This is a genomic window from Streptomyces sp. NPDC001617 (assembly GCF_053596855.1).
In genome coordinates this window covers 1-20,225 of the sequence record NZ_JBSFHA010000121.1, presented here as the reverse complement: position 1 = coordinate 20,225, position 20,225 = coordinate 1, and the positions used below count along the sequence as shown (strand labels likewise).

At 67.1% G+C, this 20,225-nt stretch carries 19 protein-coding genes and 2 pseudogenes; 6 read left to right on the top strand and 15 right to left on the bottom strand.

Annotated features, from left to right (window positions below):
* Nucleotides 1–312 precede the first annotated feature (312 nt).
* The gene (locus ACWC09_RS48240) at nucleotides 313–1,317 is read left to right on the top strand and encodes a ketoacyl-ACP synthase III family protein (RefSeq protein ID WP_450858175.1); all 1,005 of its coding nucleotides are present in this window, start codon (nucleotides 313–315) and stop codon (nucleotides 1,315–1,317) included.
* 82 nt (nucleotides 1,318–1,399) lie between these two features.
* Here the strand turns inward: ACWC09_RS48240 and ACWC09_RS48235 are convergent, their stop codons facing one another.
* The 7 genes from ACWC09_RS48235 to ACWC09_RS48205 form a co-directional block, all read right to left on the bottom strand.
* Nucleotides 1,400–2,650 carry a ketosynthase chain-length factor gene (locus ACWC09_RS48235; protein WP_450858174.1) on the bottom strand — a complete coding sequence of 417 codons (1,251 nt, stop codon included), beginning with the start codon at nucleotides 2,648–2,650 and terminating at the stop codon, nucleotides 1,400–1,402.
* Complete coding sequence (locus tag ACWC09_RS48230; RefSeq protein ID WP_450858172.1) at nucleotides 2,643–3,908, bottom strand: beta-ketoacyl-[acyl-carrier-protein] synthase family protein; 1,266 nt, start codon at nucleotides 3,906–3,908, stop codon at nucleotides 2,643–2,645. Before ACWC09_RS48230 ends, ACWC09_RS48235 begins: the two co-directional genes overlap by 8 nt.
* A gap of 95 nt (nucleotides 3,909–4,003) precedes the next feature.
* Nucleotides 4,004–5,206, bottom strand: a complete 1,203-nt coding sequence (locus tag ACWC09_RS48225) for a cytochrome P450 family protein (RefSeq protein WP_450858170.1) — start codon at nucleotides 5,204–5,206, stop codon at nucleotides 4,004–4,006.
* A gap of 439 nt (nucleotides 5,207–5,645) precedes the next feature.
* Nucleotides 5,646–5,825: a hypothetical protein gene (locus ACWC09_RS48220; protein WP_450858168.1), complete on the bottom strand. Its 180-nt coding sequence runs from the start codon at nucleotides 5,823–5,825 to the stop codon at nucleotides 5,646–5,648.
* 233 nt (nucleotides 5,826–6,058) lie between these two features.
* Nucleotides 6,059–7,534 carry an FAD-dependent oxidoreductase gene (locus ACWC09_RS48215; RefSeq protein ID WP_450858166.1) on the bottom strand — a complete coding sequence of 492 codons (1,476 nt, stop codon included), beginning with the start codon at nucleotides 7,532–7,534 and terminating at the stop codon, nucleotides 6,059–6,061.
* Between the two features lie 196 nt (nucleotides 7,535–7,730).
* A complete protein-coding gene (locus ACWC09_RS48210) occupies nucleotides 7,731–8,516 on the bottom strand; it encodes an ABC transporter permease (protein WP_450858164.1) in 786 nt (261 codons plus the stop codon).
* Complete coding sequence (locus tag ACWC09_RS48205) at nucleotides 8,513–9,484, bottom strand: ATP-binding cassette domain-containing protein (protein ID WP_450858163.1); 972 nt, start codon at nucleotides 9,482–9,484, stop codon at nucleotides 8,513–8,515. Before ACWC09_RS48205 ends, ACWC09_RS48210 begins: the two co-directional genes overlap by 4 nt.
* Nucleotides 9,485–9,669: 185 nt before the next feature.
* Between ACWC09_RS48205 and ACWC09_RS48200 the strand changes: the two genes are divergently transcribed.
* A complete protein-coding gene (locus tag ACWC09_RS48200; RefSeq protein ID WP_450858161.1) occupies nucleotides 9,670–10,299 on the top strand; it encodes a TetR/AcrR family transcriptional regulator in 630 nt (209 codons plus the stop codon).
* A 57-nt stretch (nucleotides 10,300–10,356) separates the two neighbouring features.
* Here ACWC09_RS48200 and ACWC09_RS48195 read toward each other — a convergent pair whose 3' ends face one another.
* The 7 genes from ACWC09_RS48195 to ACWC09_RS48165 all read right to left on the bottom strand — a co-directional run bounded on the left by ACWC09_RS48195 (nucleotide 10,357) and on the right by ACWC09_RS48165 (nucleotide 17,000).
* Nucleotides 10,357–11,361, bottom strand: coding sequence for a methyltransferase (locus tag ACWC09_RS48195; protein WP_450858160.1), 1,005 nt, complete (start codon nucleotides 11,359–11,361; stop codon nucleotides 10,357–10,359).
* A 143-nt stretch (nucleotides 11,362–11,504) separates the two neighbouring features.
* Nucleotides 11,505–12,446: an aromatase/cyclase gene (locus tag ACWC09_RS48190; protein WP_450858159.1), complete on the bottom strand. Its 942-nt coding sequence runs from the start codon at nucleotides 12,444–12,446 to the stop codon at nucleotides 11,505–11,507.
* Between the two features lie 1,042 nt (nucleotides 12,447–13,488).
* Nucleotides 13,489–15,003 carry an aldehyde dehydrogenase gene (locus ACWC09_RS48185; protein WP_450858157.1) on the bottom strand — a complete coding sequence of 505 codons (1,515 nt, stop codon included), beginning with the start codon at nucleotides 15,001–15,003 and terminating at the stop codon, nucleotides 13,489–13,491.
* A 168-nt stretch (nucleotides 15,004–15,171) separates the two neighbouring features.
* Nucleotides 15,172–15,981 carry a class I SAM-dependent methyltransferase gene (locus tag ACWC09_RS48180; protein WP_450858156.1) on the bottom strand — a complete coding sequence of 270 codons (810 nt, stop codon included), beginning with the start codon at nucleotides 15,979–15,981 and terminating at the stop codon, nucleotides 15,172–15,174.
* 154 nt (nucleotides 15,982–16,135) lie between these two features.
* Nucleotides 16,136–16,399, bottom strand: a complete 264-nt coding sequence (locus ACWC09_RS48175) for a phosphopantetheine-binding protein (RefSeq protein WP_450858154.1) — start codon at nucleotides 16,397–16,399, stop codon at nucleotides 16,136–16,138.
* Nucleotides 16,400–16,589: 190 nt separating this feature from the next.
* On the bottom strand, nucleotides 16,590–16,781 hold the full coding sequence (locus ACWC09_RS48170; protein WP_450858153.1) for a hypothetical protein: 192 nt from the start codon (nucleotides 16,779–16,781) through the stop codon (nucleotides 16,590–16,592).
* 72 nt (nucleotides 16,782–16,853) lie between these two features.
* Complete coding sequence (locus ACWC09_RS48165) at nucleotides 16,854–17,000, bottom strand: hypothetical protein (RefSeq protein ID WP_450858152.1); 147 nt, start codon at nucleotides 16,998–17,000, stop codon at nucleotides 16,854–16,856.
* A gap of 976 nt (nucleotides 17,001–17,976) precedes the next feature.
* Here ACWC09_RS48165 and ACWC09_RS48160 point away from each other — a divergent pair.
* The 3 genes and pseudogenes from ACWC09_RS48160 to ACWC09_RS48150 form a co-directional block, all read left to right on the top strand.
* Nucleotides 17,977–18,234: pseudogene (locus ACWC09_RS48160) on the top strand (transposase); the annotation flags it as partial.
* Nucleotides 18,231–18,431, top strand: a complete 201-nt coding sequence (locus tag ACWC09_RS48155; RefSeq protein ID WP_450858150.1) for a hypothetical protein — start codon at nucleotides 18,231–18,233, stop codon at nucleotides 18,429–18,431. The pseudogene ACWC09_RS48160 and the gene ACWC09_RS48155, both read left to right, overlap by 4 nt.
* Nucleotides 18,428–19,078, top strand: a complete 651-nt coding sequence (locus ACWC09_RS48150; RefSeq protein ID WP_450858148.1) for an IS3 family transposase — start codon at nucleotides 18,428–18,430, stop codon at nucleotides 19,076–19,078. The genes ACWC09_RS48155 and ACWC09_RS48150 overlap by 4 nt, the downstream gene beginning before the upstream one ends.
* Before the next feature lie 670 nt (nucleotides 19,079–19,748).
* Here ACWC09_RS48150 and ACWC09_RS48145 read toward each other — a convergent pair.
* Nucleotides 19,749–19,937, bottom strand: a pseudogene (locus ACWC09_RS48145) (ATP/GTP-binding protein); the annotation flags it as partial.
* Nucleotide 19,938: 1 nt separating this feature from the next.
* Between ACWC09_RS48145 and ACWC09_RS48140 the strand changes: the two are divergent.
* The gene (locus ACWC09_RS48140; protein WP_450858182.1) at nucleotides 19,939–20,121 is read left to right on the top strand and encodes a hypothetical protein; all 183 of its coding nucleotides are present in this window, start codon (nucleotides 19,939–19,941) and stop codon (nucleotides 20,119–20,121) included.
* The last annotated feature ends 104 nt before the right edge of the window (nucleotides 20,122–20,225 follow it).

The following is a 20,225-nucleotide window of genomic DNA, read 5'->3' as shown; positions in this document are numbered from 1 at the left end:
GCCTGCCGCCTGACGTATGTACTTCACCAGGTCCGCCTGAGTGAACGTCGCCATTGGTGCCCCCTTCGTCTCGTGCCGTCGAAAACAAACATTGCTGGGATGCTTCGACACCCCATCGAGTTCCGATCGACGGTGACACGCGATCATTCAGACTCAGGAAGAATGGGACCTTCCGCGGCGAGCCGATCTCGACGAGAAGCGTCAGTGAGCGGCAATTCGCCAAGGCCTCGCCTGGGCCTCGAACGAGCCTCCGCCGGACATGACGACCATGACCGGATGCGGGTAACTGATTCAATCCGTGGGAGGACGAGAATGAGCGACGAACTCTACATCGCCGCCGCGAGTTCGTGGCTGCCCGAGCGCATGACACTCGACGAGGCGGAACGAGCCGGCCTCGCCGACCGGGCGCGGGTCTGGAACACCGGCATCGAATCGGTATGCGTCTCGGCGGACAAGTCGGCGCCGGAGATGGCGGTGCTGGCGGCACGGGACGCGCTCGCACGCGCCAAGGCCGAGCCGGCGGACCTCCACCTGCTGCTGCACGCCTGCGCGTACCACCAAGGCCACGACATGTGGCCACCAGCGTCGTACATCCAGCGGTTCTCCGGCGGTGGCTCCTGTCCGGCCGTCGAGGTCCGCCAGATGTCCAACGGCGGCATGATCGCTCTGGAACTCGCCGCAGGCTACCTGCGTGCCGGCGATCGGCCGACCGCCTTGGTCACCACGGCCGACCGGTTCTGCCTGCCCGGCTTCGACCGGTGGCTCAGCGACCCGAGCACCATCTGCGGCGACGGCGGTACCGCCGTGGTGTTGTCGACCCGCACCGGATTCGCCAAGCTCCGCGGGCTCGTCTCGGTGTCCGACTCCGGACTGGAGCACGGCAGCCGGGGTGAGCGGTTCAGCGAGGCGCCGCTGGCCGCAGGATCGCCGGTCGACTTGAACAGCGACTCCCTGGTGCGCGAGCTCGGGGTGGAGGCCTTGCTCAACCGCATCGAGGCGGGTCAACGGGAGGCGTTCGACCGGGCCTGTGCCCAAGCGGACGTGAAATTCAGGGACATCGAATGGTATGTGTTGCCGAATTTGGGCCGGACCCGGATGCGGGCGCAGTACTTCGACCCGTTCGGCATCGACCCGCAGCGATCCACCTGGTCCTGGGGGCGGCAGGTCGGGCATCTCGGCGCGGGCGACCAGTTCGCCGGGCTGGCCCACCTCGTCTCCGAGGGCGCCCTCGAGCCCGGTCAGACCTGCCTGCTGGCCGGCGTCGGCGCCGGCTTCACCTGGACGGTCGGCGTCCTGGAGATCATCGCCAAGCCGTGAACCAGGCGATGCCGAGCCGACATGTCCACGCCGCGGCCGCGGGATCCTCTTCTGGATCCCGCGGCCGCGGTACCGGCGTCTGCTACGCCGCCGTCAACACCATCGCGGAGTTGATGCCACCGCTGCGGGCCAGTACCAAAGCGGTGGACACGGTCGTTTCCCTCGGCCGGCCGAGTACCAGGTCAAGCTCATCGCACTGGACGGGATCGGTCACATTGATCATGGGCGGAATGACGCCGTGCCGCATACTCAACGACGCTGTGGCCACGTCGAGCGCCGGGCCGCCGGAATACAGTCGGCCGGTCATCGTTTTCGGCGCGGTCACCGGAACGGCTCGTGGACCGAACACGCCGGTGACGGCAGCGGCTTCAGCGCGGTCGAGCTCGCCGACTCCGGCCGCGTCCGCGAACACCACGTCGACGTCGGCCGGCGTCACGCCGGCGTCCGACAGCGCGGACTCGATCGCCCGGCGGAGCCCGGGCTCCCGTGCCGAACCGGGCCGCGGATCGAAGGTGGTGGCGTACCCGGCGATTTCGCCGTAAGGCCGAACCCCTCGACCACTTGCGTGTTCGGCCTCCTCGACAACGACCATGGCACCGCCTTCACCAGGCACGTAGCCGGACGCGGCGGCGTCGAACGGCAGGTAGGCCTGCGTCTTGTCGGCCACGGTGCTCATCCGGCCGGTGGTCAGCTCGATCGCCCACCCGAGCGGACACATCGCGCTTTCCACCGCACCGCACATCACAACCGGCAGGCCCTCGCCCACGTATCGCCGGGCCTGGGCGATGGCGTCCAGCCCGCTCGTATTTCCGGTCAAGACCCCGCCGGGACCGTGCAGCCCGTGCCGGATGGAGATCTGCCCCGTGTTCACCGCGTAGAACCAGGAAAACGAGAGATAGGCGCTCACATGATTGCTGCCGAGGCTCCGGAGTTTCTCCAACTCGCGCTGGCTGTACTCAAGCCCGCCGGCGGAGAGGCCGGTGACGATACCGACCTGATCTTCCGGGACGGCGGCCAACTCAAGGGCGGAGTCCCTGACCGCAGCGTCCGTCGCGATCAACACCAGCCGGGTGGCCTGATCGGTCTGCGGCACCAGCCGACCCGGGACGTACTTGTGGACGTCGTAGTCGGGCACCTCACCCGCCAGCTTGGCCGGGTACTGCGCCGGATCGAATCGGGTGATCCGGTCTATGCCACCACGCCCGTGAAGGACGGCGTCCCAGTATTCATCGGCGTCGAACCCGTTCGGCGCGACCACCCCGATACCGGTGATCACCGCGCGATGGAGTGCCGACGCTGTACCGGTGTCACGCCCTGGGACTGTCCTACTCATCGGAACCCCTCTTGGTCAGCACCATGGCGCTCTGGAAACCACCGAACCCGCTGCCGACCTTGAGCACCGTGCGCAGATCCGCCGGCCGTGCTGTCAGCGGCACATAATCGAGGCCCAGCTCCGGGTCGGGCTCATGCAGGTTGGCTGTCGGCGGAATCAGACCGCCTTCGATGGCCAACGCGCATGCCGCGATCTCGATCGAGCCGATCGCGCCCAACGAATGTCCGATCATGGACTTGATCGAACTCACCGGCGTCCGGTAGGCGTGGTCGCCAAGACTGCGCTTGAACGCATCGGTCTCGTGCCTGTCGTTCTGTTTCGTACCGGAGCCATGCGCGTTCACATAGTCCACCTGCTCGGGTGTGCGCTCGGCCATCCGCAGCGCCACCTCGATGGCCTGGGCCAGTTCGGAACCCTCTGTCCGGAGTCCGGTCATGTGGTACGCGTTCGCGCGCACGCCCCATCCTCCGATCTCCGCGTAGATGTGCGCGCCACGTTCCAGGGCGTGGTTCAGCTCTTCCAGCACCAGCATCGCGCTGCCTTCGGCGAGCACGAACCCGTTCCGGGTACGGTCGAACGGACGGGACGCGGTGTCCGGTTCGTCGTTACGAGGCGTCGTCGCCTTGATCGCGTCGAAGCAGGCGACGCAGATCGGTGAGATGGACGCATCCGCGCCACCAGCCAGCATCACGTCAGCGGCGCCTTCGCGAATCAGTTGCGCCGCGTGGGAGACCGACTCGATGCCCGCGGTACACCCCGTGGACACCAGCGAGACAGGACCTTCCGCCCCGGCCGTCCAGGCCACGTCGGCGGCGATCGACGTCGGGACCAGGTAGTTGTACATGTGTGGCACCGCGTACTCGTGATCGAGGAGCCACTTGCGGCCGCCGTCGGACAGTACGTTGTACTCCCGGTCCAAGCTCATCGTGCCGCCGATGGCGCTGCCGACGGTGACCCCGGTGCGATGCGGGTTGATCTTGTCCATGTCGAGGTCGGCGTCCGCAACCGCTTCCTTGGTCGCGGCGACGGCCAGCTGCGCGCTTCGGTCCATCCGCCGGATTTCCTGCGTGGAGAGGCCCTCCGCGACCGGGTCGAAGTCGCACTCGCCCGCGATCTGAGAGCGGTACCCGGACGCGTCGAACAGCGAGATGGTGCGAATGGCCGAGGTGCCCGACGAGATCAGCTCCCAGAACTCCTTGGCGTTCGCACCGCCTGGGGCACGTACGCCGACGCCGGTAATGGCGATCCGGCGATTCATCGTGCCCTCACCGTTCGCACGCTGAATGCAGCATTTGGCATGTGAGTCTCTTTCCTGATAGCGGCTGGCGAGTGAGCGGAATATCCGATGCCAGGTCAGGCGTCGAAGGTGACCGGCAGTGTTTCCAATCCCCGGATCGTGAGGCTCCGCTGCCACCGCAGTTGCTCCGGCGGTACGGCCAATGCGAGACCGGGCAGCCTGCGCAGCAGCCCGTCGAACGCGATCCGGCCCTCCAGCCTGGCCAGCGGAGCGCCGAGGCAGAAGTGCGCACCACGTCCGAATCCCACGTGCCCGTTGTCCGACCGGGTGACGTCGAAATGGTCCGGTTTCATGAACTTCTCCTGGTCCCGGTTGGCCGAGGCCAGCGACAGGAGCACCGGGTGGCCTTTTTCGATGCGGGTACCCGCGACCTCTATGGGCTCGAGCGGGAACCGCCACGTCGCCGTCTCGAACGACCCGTCGTACCGGATCATCTCCTCCAGGGCCGAATCCACGAGATGCGGTTGCTCGCGCAGCAGCGCGAGTTGGTCGGGGTTGCGCAGGAGGGCGAGCGTGCCGTTCCCGATCAGATTGACGGTCGTCTCGAAGCCCCCGACCAACAGCAGGGCCATCATCGACAGCAGCTCGGTCTCATTCAGCCGGTCGCCGTCGTCCCTGGCCGCGATCAGCGCGTCGACCAGGCCGTCGGCCGGCTCGTCTCGGCGCCTCGCGACCAGCTCGGTGAGGTACCCGAGGAGGTCGCGCAGTCCGACCGGCCGCGCGTTCCCGCTGTCGGTCTGGGCGGAGCCGGTGGTGTTCGTCCACTGGCGGAAGTCCTTCGTCCACCGGCGGAACACATCCTGATCCGCCGAGGGCACGCCCAGCAGCTCGCAGATGACCGTGATCGCCAACGGGAACGCGAACTCGGTGACCAGGTCGACGCGTCCTCTCGGCACGATCTCGTCGAGAAGCCCGTCCGTGATCCGCTGCACCTGGCCCCGGAGGCCCTCGACACGGCGGGCGGTGAAAGCGGTCGAGACCAGCCGACGCAGCCGCGTGTGTTCGGGCGCATCAGTGGTGAGCAGGTGTGTCCCGAGGCCGGTCCGGTCCTCCAGCGGCCGCCCCTTGCCCGCCTCCTGCCAGTCGAGCGGTGCGTTGCGTGGGTCCTTGCTCATCCTGGGATCGGACAGCAGCCTACGCACGTCCTCGTACCGGGTCACCAGCAATCCGTAAAGGCCCTGGCCTTCCATCACCTGCCGGACCGGCTCTTCCGCGCGCAACCACGCGTACTCGGGATAAGGATCCTCGCCGAAATCCATCGTCCGCCTCCTCTGCCTCGGTACTCGGTTCGTGACCGGCCTCGCGTCCCACTCGGACCTCATCGATTCCGGCCCGGCCTTCACCATGGCGCTGGGTACTTCCGCGAACCGGCGCAGCAAGCGTGCACATCTTCAGATTGTCGAGCTGGACGGTGGTGACACTCGGCATCTGGCTCTACTCAAGGTCGGTGGTCAAGGAATCGCTGTGCGCCGATGTTCGCGGCATCGGTTCGAGGCGAGTTCGTGTGTGGTTCGACCCAGGCGCACACTGTGCTACGGCCACATGGTCGCCGCGCGCCGTGTGAAGCCCGCTTTCCGAAGGCCCGGCAGGCGCGAAGCGGGAGGGGGCCGCCTGCGATCGCTTCTGGGTCCAGTGCGGCGGCGCCGGTCAGCGCGAGCCTCGGCATCCAGGCCGGCAGCTCCGGCCGAAGGGCTTCTCTCACGTCGCGGTGGCGTCGCGCCTCTCGGGGTACACCAGGGCGAGGGCGCCGTCGATGTCCACGATCGCCTGTCCGCCGGCGTCCGGCGTCCCGGCGTCCCGGCGTTGCAGCTGCGGCCAACTGCTCGAATCCCGGGCGTATTTCCGCATGTGCGGGGCGGAGGCCACCGGCCCGAGCACGGCGGGTTCGGACCACGGCAAGCCACGTCGGCCAGACAGCCGCGCCGGACGCGAAGTCCTCGATGAGGCTCAGCCGACCGGGAACGGTCTTCACCCGAGGACCAAGCGCACCGCCCCGCACCGTCCACTGCCGCCCCGGCTCGAACAGCGAACCCGGGTCGGTTACGAGAGCGGCATGCGGCCGGCACCGACCACGTCGGCGCCGACCGCATGCCACATGTCCGGATCCGGTGTCATGCTCCCTGTTCCAGGCCGCTCGGGTGCTGTCGGCACAGGATCCGGTCGAGAACGTCCCGCAGCTGCTGTGTGCTGGTCGCTGCAGCGTCTCGCGTGGTGGCCGTACGCCAGCCGACGAAGCCGTCAGGACGGACGAGCACAGCGCCGTCCTCCTTGATGTTGGCTGCCTCGGCCCACCCTTCGACCGCGTGAACCGCGATTCCCAGTTCCCTCGCGGCATCCAGCCAGTGGTCGGCTGCGGTCCCGGTGATCAGCGTGAAGCCGTCCACAAGGTCGACGGTGGACCGTCCATCCGGAAGCCACCGGTGTGGCAGGCGGCTACCCGGTGCGCCGTCCAGTGCGAGATTTTCCATGTCCGACAGCGGTTCCGGGTCGATCACCGCGCGCGAGTCGTACCGATAACCGACCACGGGGATCATGATGCCGGCCATGCCGACGGCCGCCCGGTCGGCGGCCCGGCTCGCATCGTTGTCCCAGTGCAGGTCACGGTTCTGGGCGCGGAGCACAGTCTGTCGCATGGTGAACAGCGCGACCGGCCGGCGCTCGGCCTCGTAGGTGTCGAGCAGGGCATCACCACCGGCGGCCAGTTTCCACGCCAGGTTGTGGCCGTCGGCGATACCTACGTTGAGTCCGAGACCGCCGACCGGCGGCACCACATGTGCCGCGTCGCCGACGAGGAAAACGTCACCCTGCCTGAACTTGTCGGCTACACGTGCCGTTGACGACCAGGGCAACAGGCTCATGATCTCCGGCTCGATGTCGGTGACGCCGGTGGCGTCCCTGATCTTCTGCTGGATCTGCTCGATGGGTGTGTTCGGATCGCCGTTCGGAATGTGGAAAACCCAGCGGCCGGTGTCGTCGACCTTGAGCAGGATTCCGGACGCCCGCTCGTTGCGCAGGAACGTCATGGAGAACGGCGGGGTCGGCAGTTCGGCGCGGAACAACACGTTGAGCATGTGTGATGTGCCAATTGCTCCCGGGCCGGTCACGCCGATGCCGAGCAGCTCGCGGATCGTGCTGCGGACTCCGTCCGCGGCGATCACGTAGTCCGCCGTGACGGTCCTGCCATCCGCTGTGGTGACGCTGCCATCTGCTACGGCAACCACCTCACTGCTGAAGTCCACCTGGCCGCCCAGCTCCCGCAGCCGCGCCAGCGCGGCCTGGTCGACCCGGTCCTGCGGGCAGCTGCCCAACTTCGCCGAGCCGATCTCCGGCGGCTCGAACTTGGACGTGACGGTGGTCAGTTCGGCCAGACTCGACCCCGTCATCAAGCCCCTGACGAGATTATCCGTCTGGATTTCGATACCTGCCTCGCGCAGGATCTCCGCCGACCGGTCGGTGATGCCGAACGCCCTCGGGTGGTCGTTGACCTGTGCCCGGCTCTCCAGCACGTGGACCGAAACCCCTTGGCGGGCAAGGAAGACGGCGGTGCACAGCCCGACGGTGCCACCCCCGACGATCACGACACGCATGATTGTCCCTCCGAAACTGAGATCAGCAGTACCATCATGGGTACATCGCACCCATCGAGATTCTGAATTCGTGCGACCTTGTCTGGCGTCGGTGGTCCGTCCATCACCGTCCTCCTTTATTCGATGTCGAAATTCCCGCGACTTCCTGCCGCAGCCCAGGGAATTGGGAATTGGGAATTGGGCTGTGCGCACGGAGCTACAGTCCGGCACGGGCGAAGCGGCGCGCCGACAGTGGCACGAAGATCACCAACAGCAGGCCGGCCCACAGCAGGCTCGCGGTCACCGGATGGGTCAGTGGCCATGCGGCGTCCGGCCCGGGAGCACCGGGATTGCCGAACAGCTTCCGCGCCGCCGTCGCCGTCGAGCTGAGAGGGTTCCACTCGCAGATCACCCGCGGCCAGGCCGGCATCCGGTCGGTGGGCACAAACGCGTTGGACACCATGGTGAGCGGCAGCGTCAGCGGTGCCAGGCCGGCCGCGGTCCGTGCCGAACGCACCACCAGTCCAAGGTAGGTGCCGACCCACGCCAACGTGTAACGGAACAGCAGAAGCAAGCCGATGCCGGCCAGCGTCGACAAGACGCCGTTGTGTGGCCGCCAGCCGACGACAAGCCCGTACACCATCAGGACCGCTAATCCATAAGCCCCGACGATCCCCTCCGCGCCGCTCTGGCCGAGGGGCACGGACAGGCGATGGGTCGGCAACGAACGCAGGCGGTCCATCACCCCGCGCGTCTGGTCCGTCGCCACCTCCACCATGGCCGTGGACAGGGCGGTTCCGGCGGTCGTCACGAACACTCCGGGCATCATGTACTCGCGGTAGTTCGATGTGCCCGGTACGCCGGTCGCACTGCCGAACACGAACCCGAACAGCACCACGAACACGGTCGGCATCACCAGCATGGTGAGCAGGGTGCCGGGCTCGTGGCGCAGCCGGAGGAGCTGTCGCTGGGTCAGGATCCAGCCGTCGGCCAAGAGATTCACGCCACTGCCTCCGGCGCCTCGACCGGTTCCGCCGATTCAATATGCTTGCCGGTCAGAGACAGGAAGACGTCATCCAGGCTCGGCTCACGAATCCCGACGTGCCGGATCACCGCGCCGGACGCGTCGAGTTCACGAACGATCCGCGGCAGGGGCGGCACCAGATCCACCGCGGCGACGACGATGTGCGATCCGTCCGCCTCCGGGCGCCGGCCGGTGAGCCTTTCCAGCAATGCCATGACACTCGGTAGATGGTCCGTGGATTCCACCACGACGTCGATATGACTGCCGATCTGAGATTTGAGTTGTGCCGGGCCGCCTTCGGCGATCAGCTGGCCGTGGTCCAGCACGCCGACCGCCGAGGCGAGTTGGTCCACCTCCTCCAGACACTGGGTGGTGAGCAGGACCGTGGTGCCGTCGGCCACCAGTTGGCGGACGCTCTCCCAGATCTCAAAGCGACTCCGGGGGGCGAGCCCGGTGGTCGGCTCGTCGAGGAAGAGCACCTCGGGAGCGCGCAGCAGGCCGGCAAGCAGGTGAATCCGGCGGCGCATGCCACCGGAATAGCTGCCGACCAGCCGGTCGCCGGCGTGTGCAAGGCCAACCCGTTCCAGCAGTTCGTCCGCGCGCTGTCGGGCGCCGCGCGAGCCCAGCCGCGACAGGCGGCCGAAGATCCGCAGGTTCTCACGGCCCGTCAGTTTGTCGTCGAGCGAGGCGTCCTGACCGGCCAGCCCGATCACCTTGCGGACTTCCCCCGGCTCCCGGGCCACATCGAACCCCGCTACGACGGCCTGCCCGCCGCTGGGTCTGGTCAGGGTGCTCAGGATCCGCACGGTGGTGCTCTTGCCCGCGCCGTTCGGACCGAGCAGGCCGTAGACAGTATGCCGCGGCACCGCCAGGTCCAAGCCGTCCAGCGCGGTGATGTCCCCGAACCGTTTCCTCAAACCCTCGGTGTACATGATCGCGTCTTCCATGCATCAACCCCTGACCGAGTACGGCGTACGCGGTTTCAAGATAGCTAACTGAGTACGCCGTACGCAAGTGGCGTCGAACGCGTAGGATGGCTGTCGTGTCGGACTCGAAACCAATCATCTGGATGCGACCGGAAAAGCCCGCGCGGGGCCCGGCGCCGACGCACAGTCGTGGGCAGATCGCCGCGGTGGCGATCGAGATCGCGGACTCCGAAGGCATCGAAGCCGCCTCAGTACGGAATATCGCCAGGAAACTCGGCACCGGTGCGATGACCCTCTACCGATACCTGCCGACCAAGGAAGACCTGTACACCGTGATGATCGACGCGGCGACCGGCTTCGAGCCGCAGGAGCCGACCGGCGATCTCCGCGCGGACCTGACGACCTTGGCACGCCGCCGTCGGCAGATCTTCCTGCGGCATCCCTGGCTTGCTCCGCTCCTCGCCACCCGCCCGATCATGGGCCCCAATTTCATGCGCGGCATGGAACGCGATCTCGCCCTTCTCGGCGGCTGCAATCTGGGTATGGATGACACGGTTGACGTACTCAACCTGCTTCACTCCTGGGTCAGCGGTGCCGTGCAGGCCGAATTGACCGAGCGGGCGTCCGTGAACCAGTCCGGCGTCGATCGGCATGCCTGGCGGCTGCGCATGGAGCCGTACCTCAAGTCCCTGCTGGCGACCGGTGAGTTCCCGTATCTGAGCCGGATGGTCCAGGTGTCCGAGATCGGTGGGACCGACGAACGGTTCGAGAGCGGGCTGGCGATCATCCTGGACGGCATCGAAGCCCGGTTCTCGACGATCGCCGAGCACAACTGATCGCGCTCGGCCGACTGGACGCACCGACAGCAGCTCGCCTTCGACGCGCGCGGTCACTCAGCGAGGCGCGCGAAGTTCGACGATGGAGTAACGACCGGCCGGCATGATCGAGGCGATCTGAAGGCCGACGGCTCCGGCCAGTTCACCCAGTTGCTCAATGGTGTGCTGCCGGCCGCCGAAGTAACCGAGCATGCGCAGGTCGCCTTCTGTCTGCACACTCTGGTCGTTGAAGTAGTCCACGACGAGCACACTTCCCGTCCTCGACGCCGCGTCAGCGCAGCGTCGCATGATGCGGGCGGCCGCCGCGTCGTCCCAGTTGTGCAGGATGCTCGACAGCAGATAGCCGTCCGCCCCAGTGGGAAGAGCGTCGAAGAAACTGCCGGCCACGGCGTTGGCCCGGTGGTCGAGACCGGCCGCGGCGATGGCTTTCCCGGCACGGCGCACGGGGCCGGGCAGGTCTACGACCGTCCCCCGCAGGTCGGGATGGGCCTGGAGGATGGTGATCAGCATGCTGCCGTCGCCACCGCCGACATCGACGACATGACGTAGCGTTCCCCACGGATACGCCCCGGCCACGGCGGGCGCGTGCGCCGCCAGCCTGGCGCCCATCAACGCGTCGAACGACTCGGCGCGCGCATCGTTGGCCGACAGATCGTCCCAGAACGCCACGCCGTACTGCTGCGGGAACGCGGGCTCGCCGGTGCGGACCGTGTGCAGAAGATGGACGAGACTCAATTCGGCGTGCCCCAGGGCACCTTCGATGTCGAGCACGGAGCGCATTCCTTCAGGCTCCCCCTCACACAGGTAGTGGCCCATGGCCGTCAGGTCGTAGGCGGCGGGCCCCGTGCTCGACAGCACGCCGGCGGTGACCAAATGGTCCAGCAGTCGCCCCAGCGCATCCCGATCGGCGTGTACGGCCTCGGCCAGCGCCTCGGTCGTCCGGGTGCCCGCGGCGATGTGGTCGGCCAACCGCAACGTCGCCGCCACCCGGACAGCCATCGGGGTCACCAGATCCGCGGCTGCCCACACTCCTCCGCCTCTGGCGGTCGTCTCCTTGGCCATGGCCCCTCCTGACTCGACGGTTGTCTGTTCGTTCGCCCCGGCCTGGATGATGTTGTGCCGTTACGGCAGATCGCGGTCCGGCCGGGCAGTTCAGCGCCACTCGCGCTGTTGCGAGGTCACGCGGAGGCTGGTGCACGCCCCGTTCAGAACCCTGCACGTTCCTCCGCAAACGTCTTGGCAAGGCGGAGGTTGCTCATGCTGTTGCCGCTCAGCAGACGCCGCAGGTACCGGCGCGCTTCACCGATCGTCGTCGCGCCGCCGAGCAGTGGCAGTGCCGAGCGCTTGATCGTGCTGGTGTGCCGGGCTTCGGCGACAACGCCTTCCGGCGCCTCGGTGAACCGCCAGTGGCCGGTGTGCGCGTCCAGCATCGCGGGCAGCGAGATCTGCTTGTACACGATCAGGTTGGGCGGCAGGCAGATCCGTACCGAACGGACGGTGTGCGTACTGCCGTCCGGACCCTTGGTGTCCATGTCGAAGAACTGGACGTTCGGCACGTCCTCGGTCATGGCGAGCCCCACCACGTGCGGGATGCGCTCGGGCCACAGGTCCGCCCGGTAGAGATAGTCGTAGGCGTCCTCGACGGAACCGGCGATGAACAGCGGGTCGGTGAAGGACACGACGAGCTCGTCCAGTTCGGCACGTCGTTCCGCCGTGTCGCGCAGAGTGGCGAGGTGTTCCTCGCTGTCCAGGTTGATCCGGTCCAGCAGCGGGCCGAGGTCGGCGTCGGCCGGCGCCTCGACGACGTGGTGCAGCTCGACCCGGGTCCGGTTCTGCGCCAGTTCGGTGAACACCCACTCGCCTCGGATCCCGGTGGCGGGCGCGTCGACGTCCATGTACGTGAAGGTGATACGGCGTCCCGGGCGGTCGGTGCGGCGCACGGTCCGCCAGGTGCGGACGGCGCAGTCGCCGGCCAGCGACCAGTGCTGGACCAGTTCCCCCTTCTCGTTGGCGTGGACTACCTGCGCGTGCACGGAGGACAGATGGAACTGCGGCCAGCGCTCGACATCCGCGACCAGGTCGAACACCGTCTCGAAGTCGGCGTTGATGGACATGCTGTGGTCAACCCGCTGCTGCGTACTCGACACAACAAGACACCTCACAAGCGTCGTAGCGTCCGGAACCGTCACGTCGGACGATGTCCGCCGCCGTTCGACCGCGCGTCGAGAACCCTTCGAGCACCGGCCCGGGACCCCTGGCCGGAATCCCCTGACGGCCGCTCGATCGGCGCCTTCGGCCATTGATTCAGCGTCGTTCCAACGTCGAAGGCAAGGACACAAGCTCGGGCGACCTCGAAACGAACCCTGCGAGGGTCCGTGGCGCGGCAACAGTTCCCACCCCCCGAGCTCCCCCGAGGATTGATTCCTCCTGTGGAAGGGGTGGCGACCGGTCGCCGACTGTCGGCCTGCGCGGCGGTGCAACCTCGGACGGGTGCGGCTCTTCCGTGGGGAGGCGGTGAGCCGGGAGTTCGGCGCTGGGGCTGTGGTCTTGGGAAGGCGAAGGACGCCGATCTGCGGGCGCGGTGGACACCGGTGGTACAAAACCTGCCCCGCGTCAGTATCACCATCGTGCTGCTGTACGGCGGACACCTCATCATTGAGGGCCAGCTGGCCATCGGCGCGATCCTGGCCTTCAACGCGTACCTCCTGATGCTCCAGCCTCATCATGTTGGGACAGCGGTCGTCGGCCGCGGCCAAGCGCCTGTATCAGGTACTGGACTCCGAGTCGGAGATCGTGGACGCCCCCGGGGCGCTGGAGCTGACCGGGGTGCTCGGCGACGTCCAGTTTGACGACGTCACCTTTGGCTATGGCGACGGCCCGGACGTGCTCGACAGGTTCTCGCTGCGGTTCCGTCACCGTGGACGGGCACGACGTGCGGGACCTGACCCTGCGCAGCCTGCGGGACGCCGTCGGCATCGTGCCGGACGAGCTGAAGTCCTCTGATCGACCTTGCGAGTCCCGCTCCAGGACAAGAGGCGGGACTTCGCTCTGCTGAAGACCCGTCCGTGCAGGGATCTGCGACTGTGGGGGACGGTCCGGCCCGACATCGGGCGGGCACACATATCCCTCGGGCACGCCGAGCGTGCCCGAGGGATGCAGTCTTCTCATGTGGCGGACGAGGGGGAATCGTCAGCCGAGCGGTTCGTACCCGGTCGGAAGGCCGTCGAGGATCACCGTCTTGGCTTCCGTGTAGCCCAGCAGGCAGTCAAGGCCGCCCTCGCGTCCGACGCCGGACTGTTTGAAACCGCCGAAGCCCATACGGGGGTCCATGCGGGAAGCGTTGTGCCCGACAGTGCCTGACCGCAAGCGGCGGGCGGCGTGGAGGGCGCGGTCGACGTCGTTCGTGAACACCGTTGCGTTGAGGCCGTATATGGTCTCGTTGGCCAGCTCGACCGCGTGTTCTTCGTCGTCAGCGGGGATGACGCTCAGGACGGGTCCGAAGATCTCCTCCTGCGCGATGATCGACTGGTTGTCGACGTTCGCGAAGACGGTGGGCTGGAGGTAGAAGCCGCGTTCGAATTCGTCCGGGCGGCCTCCGCCGGTGACGAGCTCGGCGCCCTCGGCCACGCCCTTGGCAATGTAGCTCTCCACCTGGTCCCGCTGGCGTTCCATGGCGAGTGGGCCGAGCTGGGTCTCCGGGTCGAAGGGGTCGCCGATCCGGACCGCGCCGTAGTGTTCGCCAAGGGCCTGCGCGAGGGCATCGTGGCGGTGGCGGCTGACGATGACGCGGGTCAGCGCCGCGCACACCTGACCGCTGAGAATGCACCCCTCGGCGGCAAGCGTCTTGGCAGCGGTCTCCAGATCGTAGTCGTCGAAGACGACGGCCGGGGATTTGCCGCCCAACTCCAGGGTGTACCGGGCTATCCGGTCGCCGCAGATGCCCGCGATTCGCCGGCCCACGGCGGTCGAGCCGGTGAAGGCGATCTTGTCCACTCGCGGGTCGCGGACCAGGAGCTCGGAAACCTCGCGACCGGCGGTCAGCACGTTGAGGACTCCAGCGGGCAGTCCGATCTCGTCGGCGACCTCGGCCAGCACGTACGCCTCGCCAGGCGCCTCCGGGGCGGCCTCCAGGACCACGGTGCAACCGGCCAGCAAGGCCGGGGCGACCTTGTAGGCGGCCAGGAACATGGGTGTGTTCCAAGCGATGATCGCGCCGACGACCCCGATCGGCTCGCGCACCAAGGTGCCGAACTCGCCTCGCAGCGGCTGGTGCCGGGTCTCGAAGGGGAAGTCTGCGGCCATGTTGGCGAAGAGGTCGTAATGCACGCCGACCCGCTCCATGGAGCCTGCGGTGAACTTGTACGGGACGCCGACCTGGCGCGTCCACAACAGGCTCAGATCGGCTGCCCGGCGGCGCAGGCCCGCGCCGATCTTCCGGAGCCACTCCGCCCGTTCGGCCGGTGCCAGCAGCGGCCACTCGGAGTGGTCGAAGGCATGGCGCGCGGCGGCGACGGCCTGGGACATGTCGTCCGCGCCGGCCTCGGCGACGCGGTAGTAGAGCTCCTGCGTCGCGGGGTCGATGATCGGGATTGCCGACTCCGTCGTGGCCGGCGCCACCCAGCGCCCGGCTATGTAGAGGCGGTCCGGGTGCCGGAGCGGTACTTCACGCTGCCGCAACTCCTCTGCGCTGAATTCGCTGGACATGCAAGGCCTCCGTCATCGGGCCCGTCGGGGGAACTGGGCGCAACTCGATGTGTAGTTTGAGGGAACGTACAGTGCCTTCTGGCAGGGTCAGGACTGCCCGGCGCGCTTCGGCGGTCGAGAACCACGTGCTGAACGCTGGACGCCAGCGGTCGACGAACTACCGTTGGCTCATTTCGGCGCTCGCACGATGGTCGTGTACGTGTGGTTCGTCAGCATCTCGAATGCGGGGTCCATCAGCGTTTCCCGGATGACATCCAGATCGGTCGCGGTCAGGCTGGTCTGGCTCAGCAGATAGGGCTCCAGCATGCTGGTGTGCAGCCGGGCGAGTACCGCGGTGGGTTCTCCACCCTGCCCCGACGCCTGGAAATCCCGCACAGTGACGTCCTCGTAGCCGGCAGCGGAGAGCACGTCCGCGGTACGCGCCCCCCAGCTGAAATCCATATTTGTCTCGTCGCCGAGCTTGTGCACGCCTTCGTGGTATTCCTGCAAGATGCGTGCCTTGTATTCGTCGACCGGCGACTTGATCAGGCTTTCGACAGCGCAACCGCAATACCAGTCGGTGAGCACCAACGTGCCGCCTGGCCGCAGGTGCGCGGCCAACTTCACCGCGATGGCCTCCCTGTCGGCCAGGTGCATCAGCAGCAGCCGAGCGTGGATCAGATCGAACTTCGGCTCCGGCCAGGGGTCGCGGGTGAGGTCGTGACTGATCGCCTCGATCCGCGGGTGGGCGGGTACGTGCTGCGGTTTGAGGTCACTGGCCACCACATGCCCATTCGTTCCCACCCTGGCGGCCAGCCAGCGGGCGACCGAGCCGTCCCCGGCGCCCACATCCCAGCAGCGCCAGGCGTGACCGACGAACACCTCGGTGCCCAGGATGCTGAACGTCTCCCGGTTGAGGATCTGGGAGAGCAGGCTCAGCTGCTCGGGTGCCGCCGGAGTGTCGTTGTCGAAGCGTTGCTCGTGGGTTGTGTTGTACATGCAGGTCTCCTCGTCGGCCTGTCTGTCGGCTCAGCGCTCACGCTCTGACGACTCATACGTACGGGGTGCGCTCCCTGCCTACTGGACCGAGTGCGGTGAGCACCATGAGCAGCGCTCAGGCGCTCATGCGCCCGACTACCGGGCCCGGGAAGGTCTACGGCTGGACCGTCTCACCCAGTAGCCCGTTCACCAGTTCGACGAACTGCTCCGGGGTCGCGTTCTTGTCCGCCTGCTCCTCCGGCAGCTTTATCCCGAGATCGTGCTCGACCAGCAGCATGATCTCCATGATCGCGATCGAGTCGTAGCCAAGGTTGGCGAACGAGGTCTCGGAGTGCTCGCCGCCCAGGTCGAGCGCGTCATCCTCGCCCGCGCCCCGCCGTACGTACTCCTCCAGGTCAGTCAGGGTGAAAGTCGCCATTACTGCTCCTTTTCTCGTGGCATTGCGACTAACATCGCCGAGGCGCTTAGACGTTGGGTCGAGTGCCGGTCGACCGCGACCCACGCTCGACGGAGACCGTCGCGCGCAGTTGCGCGGCGCTGCCGTGATCAGAAATTGGGCAGCAGTCTCGCGCGTGTGTCCGCTGGCTGGGTGGTGCGGCCGGTCCCGTTCACACGCCGAGGGCGCGGGCGTACGACGAGGAATCATGGGACGGACCGGGGTGCGGGGAGAGTCCCAGGAGACGTGCAGCGGTCGACGTGGCGTCCAGGGTGAAGAGCGCACAGGCCAGCAGGAGCGGAAGCTGGTCCGGGGACGGGACCGGTGATGTGTCGGGCGTGGGCCGTTCAGGTTCACCATGCATGAGGGAAGCGTCGCCGGTGGCGGTCGAGAGGTGACGGAGCACCGCTAGATCCGTACTTCGCGGGTAGCTCGTTCAGGTCTCTGGCCAGCGGGGATGTGTCGGTTCCAGGCCGAGGAGGCCAAGGAGATGGAGCTGGACGCCCCGGCTGATGACGATGGTGGGCGGGTCGGTGGCGCCGCCGACCCGCAGTCGCAGCCCGGAGAGGTGGTGGAGGATCATCCGTCCGGGCAGTCGGCAGGCTCCCCCCGGACTTGCCCCGGAGCCCAGATCATGCCCCGGTTTCGACGCCCATGAGAAAATCTACGACACGTCATCAGCGGTTCGCTCGCGCTCGCCTTCCTGACCTATACCTGACGCGCTCACTGCCGCGCCTTTTCCGCAGCGCTCACCACCCCGGCACTTAACCGGCGCAGCCTGCGGTGGTTTGGAGCCTCCCCCTGCAGGGCGACCCCGGAGGACCTACCTCCATCGGTGCTCAAGTTCGGCCAGAGTAGACAGACAAGAGGACACCTCGTACATGTACTTCCGAGTGCCTCAGCATCCGAAATGTCTCCTCCAGAATGGCACTGGACCACATTTGACACCCGAAATGCCCTGATATGCCGCGTGGGCAGTCGACAGAAAAGGCCATGCCTACAGCTCAGATGTGCCCCGGATTCGACCCCGAGAGTCTGCCCAGTCAGTAAACATGGCCTCTGACCTGCGGAAATGCAGAGCGGCAGACGAGTCGGGCTGTACGCCGGGGAGAGTCACGGCGGCGCAATGACCTGCACGAACGTGTAGGGAGGGCGCTTGTGTGGCTACCTTGATCGCTACGCAAGACGACTTCCCGCCCTTAAGCACTCCGGACGGGGGCTTCGTCGCTATTGGGGTCAGACAGTCTGCTCGATGCGCTCGACGACGCCCGGGTCCGACTCCATTCGGCCGCCTTCGCATACTGCAGCAGACCCGACGCTGGTCACGTAGACCGCGAGCCGATCAACGGCCGGGCAGAGAGGAGCCTCAGCAGGAGCATGGAGACGAGGTGGTTCCCCAGGGGACAAGTGACTCCTGCGGGTGGGGGATGTCCTCGCGCAGGGGAAGCCTGTCGGTGAACCTTCCCCTTGATCGTGGACACCTGGAGACTGGGATCTGAGGTTCCAGAGGAAGTAGCACCAGGTGGGAAGCAAGTACACGAAGCGGCGAAGAGTTCAAACGGGACGCAATCGCGATCGTCGACTCCTCGGGCAAGACGGTCACGGCGGTGGCCCGGGAACTCGGCATCAGCTCCGAGTCCCTGCGCGGCTGGTACCGCAAGGCGAAGGCGGAGCAGGGCGAGGGCACTGCCGGCGAATTGAGCAGCGCCGAGCGCGAGGAGCTCAAGCGGCTGCGGCGGGAGAACCGCGAGCAGCAGCAGACGATCGAGATCCTGAAAAAAGCGACCGCCTTCTTCGTGAAGGACAACGACCGGTGAGCGAGGTGTGCCGGTTCATCCGTGCGGAGAAGGCGAACTACCCGATCGTTCTGTTGTGCCGGGTGCTGCACGTCGCCCGCTCCTCCTACTACGCGTGGCGCGAGGGCGAGGCCGCCCGCCATGCCCGGCGGGCCGCCGCCGCACCTACGGTGTCCCGCGCATCCACGCCGAACTGCGGCGTCTGGGGCGGCGGGTGAACCGCAAGTGCATCGCCCGCGTGATGCGCGAGCGCGACATCCGAGGCGTCACCCGGCGCAAGCACCGCTCGTTGACCCGGCCCGACAAGAAGGCGAAGCCGGCCCCGGACCTGATCGGCCGCGACTTCCACGCCGAGCGGCCCGGGATCAAGCTGGTCGGCGACATCACCTACCTGCCCACTGCCGAGGGCTGGCTCCACCTCGCCTGCCGGCTGGACCTGGCCACCCGCGAGGTCGTCGGTTATGCCATGGCCGATCACCACCGCGCCGAACTCGTCGTGGACGCCCTCGACATGACCTACGGCCGAGGGAACCTGGAGCCCGGCTGTGTGATCCACAGTGACCGCGGCAGCGAATACACCTCTACCCAATTCAGCACAAGAAAACGGGAGTTGAGACTGCGGAACAGCTGCGGACGCACCGGATCATGCTTCGACAACGCGGCCGCGGAGAGTTTCTGGGCCCTGCTCAAGGAAGAGATCGGCACCCGCATCTGGCCCGACCGGGCCCGCGCCCGCGCCCGCGCCGAGGTCTTCACCTTCATCGAGGCCTTCTACAACCGCCGCCGCCTACGCAAGCACAAGACCTTCGGCTACCTCACCCCGGCCGAGACCAGGCAGCGGCACCAACACGCCCTCGCGGCATAACCAACGAGTGTCCAAGATCACGGGGAAGCTTCACTCCTGCGCCTCGCCCGTCAACGCATCAGCGTCCTGTTCGCCATGCTCCGAGACGGCACCTTCTAAGAATCCCGCACGCCCGCGGACGTCGAGCTCGCCGCATGACCCCTTTAAGAACGAATCACCCCAAACCCGACAGGACCGCCTTGACGAAGGACATAGAGGCACCCCCCGCCAAGGCCGACCCCTCCCCGGCCGCGCCTCTCGACGGCCGTTGACAGAACGTCCCTGACCTACTCTTATGCCCTATTCGTGGCGAACGCGCGACAGCCGGTCGTCATGACGTTCACGAAAAATCTCAGACTTTACCGACTCTTTCCCAGAGGTCACCTAACATCCTCGACACCACCACAAAAACGGAATCCAGGCATCCGTTTGTGAATTCGTTTCCATGCCCCACAGGACGCCGATGCCGTCACGGATTCCTCTCCTCCAGCGCCTCAGGTCCATCCGAGCCTCGCTGCTGCTGCTCGCCCTGGTTCCGAGCGTGGCCCTGGGCGGCCTGTGGGCCACCAGCAGCGCCCGCGTGCTGTCCCAGGGCTTCGGCCTGCGTGCCGAAATGACCGCCAACCTGGCCGTCGCCAAGCCGTTCGGCGACATGATCGACGCTGCCGCCCGGGAACGGACACTCAGCGCGGTCCACCAGCACCACCCCGCCGATGGCCCCGACCGCCAGGTCGTTCCACATGAACCAGAAGCGCTGCTGGCCGGGTGTGCCGAACAGGTACAGCACCAGGTCGGGGCTGAGCGTGATGCGGCCGAAGTCGAGTGCGACGGTCGTGGTCGTCTTGGCTTCCACGCCGGCCACGTCGTCCACCGCGACCCCCGTGATTTTCGAGGGCCGGCCGCACCACAGCATCGAACAGATCCGTGGTGCTCTCGCCCTTCCCGCGACATCGCCGGTGTGCGTGTTCGACGCCCGGGAACGCGTCGACTGTCGGGACGTGCTGCTGGGCCTGGTCGACCATGTGCTCGCCAAGGTGTCCGGCCCCATGCCGGCGGCCCGCTGACCGACCACCGCGGAGGACGGAAATCTCGACGGATTCCCCGCTTCATGGCCGACCGCGCGGCAGTCGAGCGCTGGAAGCAGACCTTCGCTCTACTTCGGCGACGT

Excerpts from the sequence above, each read along its gene's own strand:
- ACWC09_RS48240 (WP_450858175.1), top strand. The coding sequence starts at position 313 with ATGAGCGACGAACTCTACATCGCCGCCGCGAGTTCGTGGCTGCCCGAG.
- ACWC09_RS48235 (WP_450858174.1), bottom strand. The coding sequence starts at position 2,650 with ATGAGTAGGACAGTCCCAGGGCGTGACACCGGTACAGCGTCGGCACTC.
- ACWC09_RS48230 (WP_450858172.1), bottom strand. The coding sequence starts at position 3,908 with ATGAATCGCCGGATCGCCATTACCGGCGTCGGCGTACGTGCCCCAGGC.
- ACWC09_RS48225 (WP_450858170.1), bottom strand. The coding sequence starts at position 5,206 with ATGGATTTCGGCGAGGATCCTTATCCCGAGTACGCGTGGTTGCGCGCG.
- ACWC09_RS48215 (WP_450858166.1), bottom strand. The coding sequence starts at position 7,534 with ATGCGTGTCGTGATCGTCGGGGGTGGCACCGTCGGGCTGTGCACCGCC.
- ACWC09_RS48205 (WP_450858163.1), bottom strand. The coding sequence starts at position 9,484 with ATGGAAGACGCGATCATGTACACCGAGGGTTTGAGGAAACGGTTCGGG.
- ACWC09_RS48195 (WP_450858160.1), bottom strand. The coding sequence starts at position 11,361 with ATGGCCAAGGAGACGACCGCCAGAGGCGGAGGAGTGTGGGCAGCCGCG.
- ACWC09_RS48185 (WP_450858157.1), bottom strand. The coding sequence starts at position 15,003 with ATGTCCAGCGAATTCAGCGCAGAGGAGTTGCGGCAGCGTGAAGTACCG.
- ACWC09_RS48180 (WP_450858156.1), bottom strand. The coding sequence starts at position 15,981 with ATGTACAACACAACCCACGAGCAACGCTTCGACAACGACACTCCGGCG.
- ACWC09_RS48175 (WP_450858154.1), bottom strand. The coding sequence starts at position 16,399 with ATGGCGACTTTCACCCTGACTGACCTGGAGGAGTACGTACGGCGGGGC.
- ACWC09_RS48170 (WP_450858153.1), bottom strand. The coding sequence starts at position 16,781 with ATGCATGGTGAACCTGAACGGCCCACGCCCGACACATCACCGGTCCCG.
- ACWC09_RS48165 (WP_450858152.1), bottom strand. The coding sequence starts at position 17,000 with ATGATCCTCCACCACCTCTCCGGGCTGCGACTGCGGGTCGGCGGCGCC.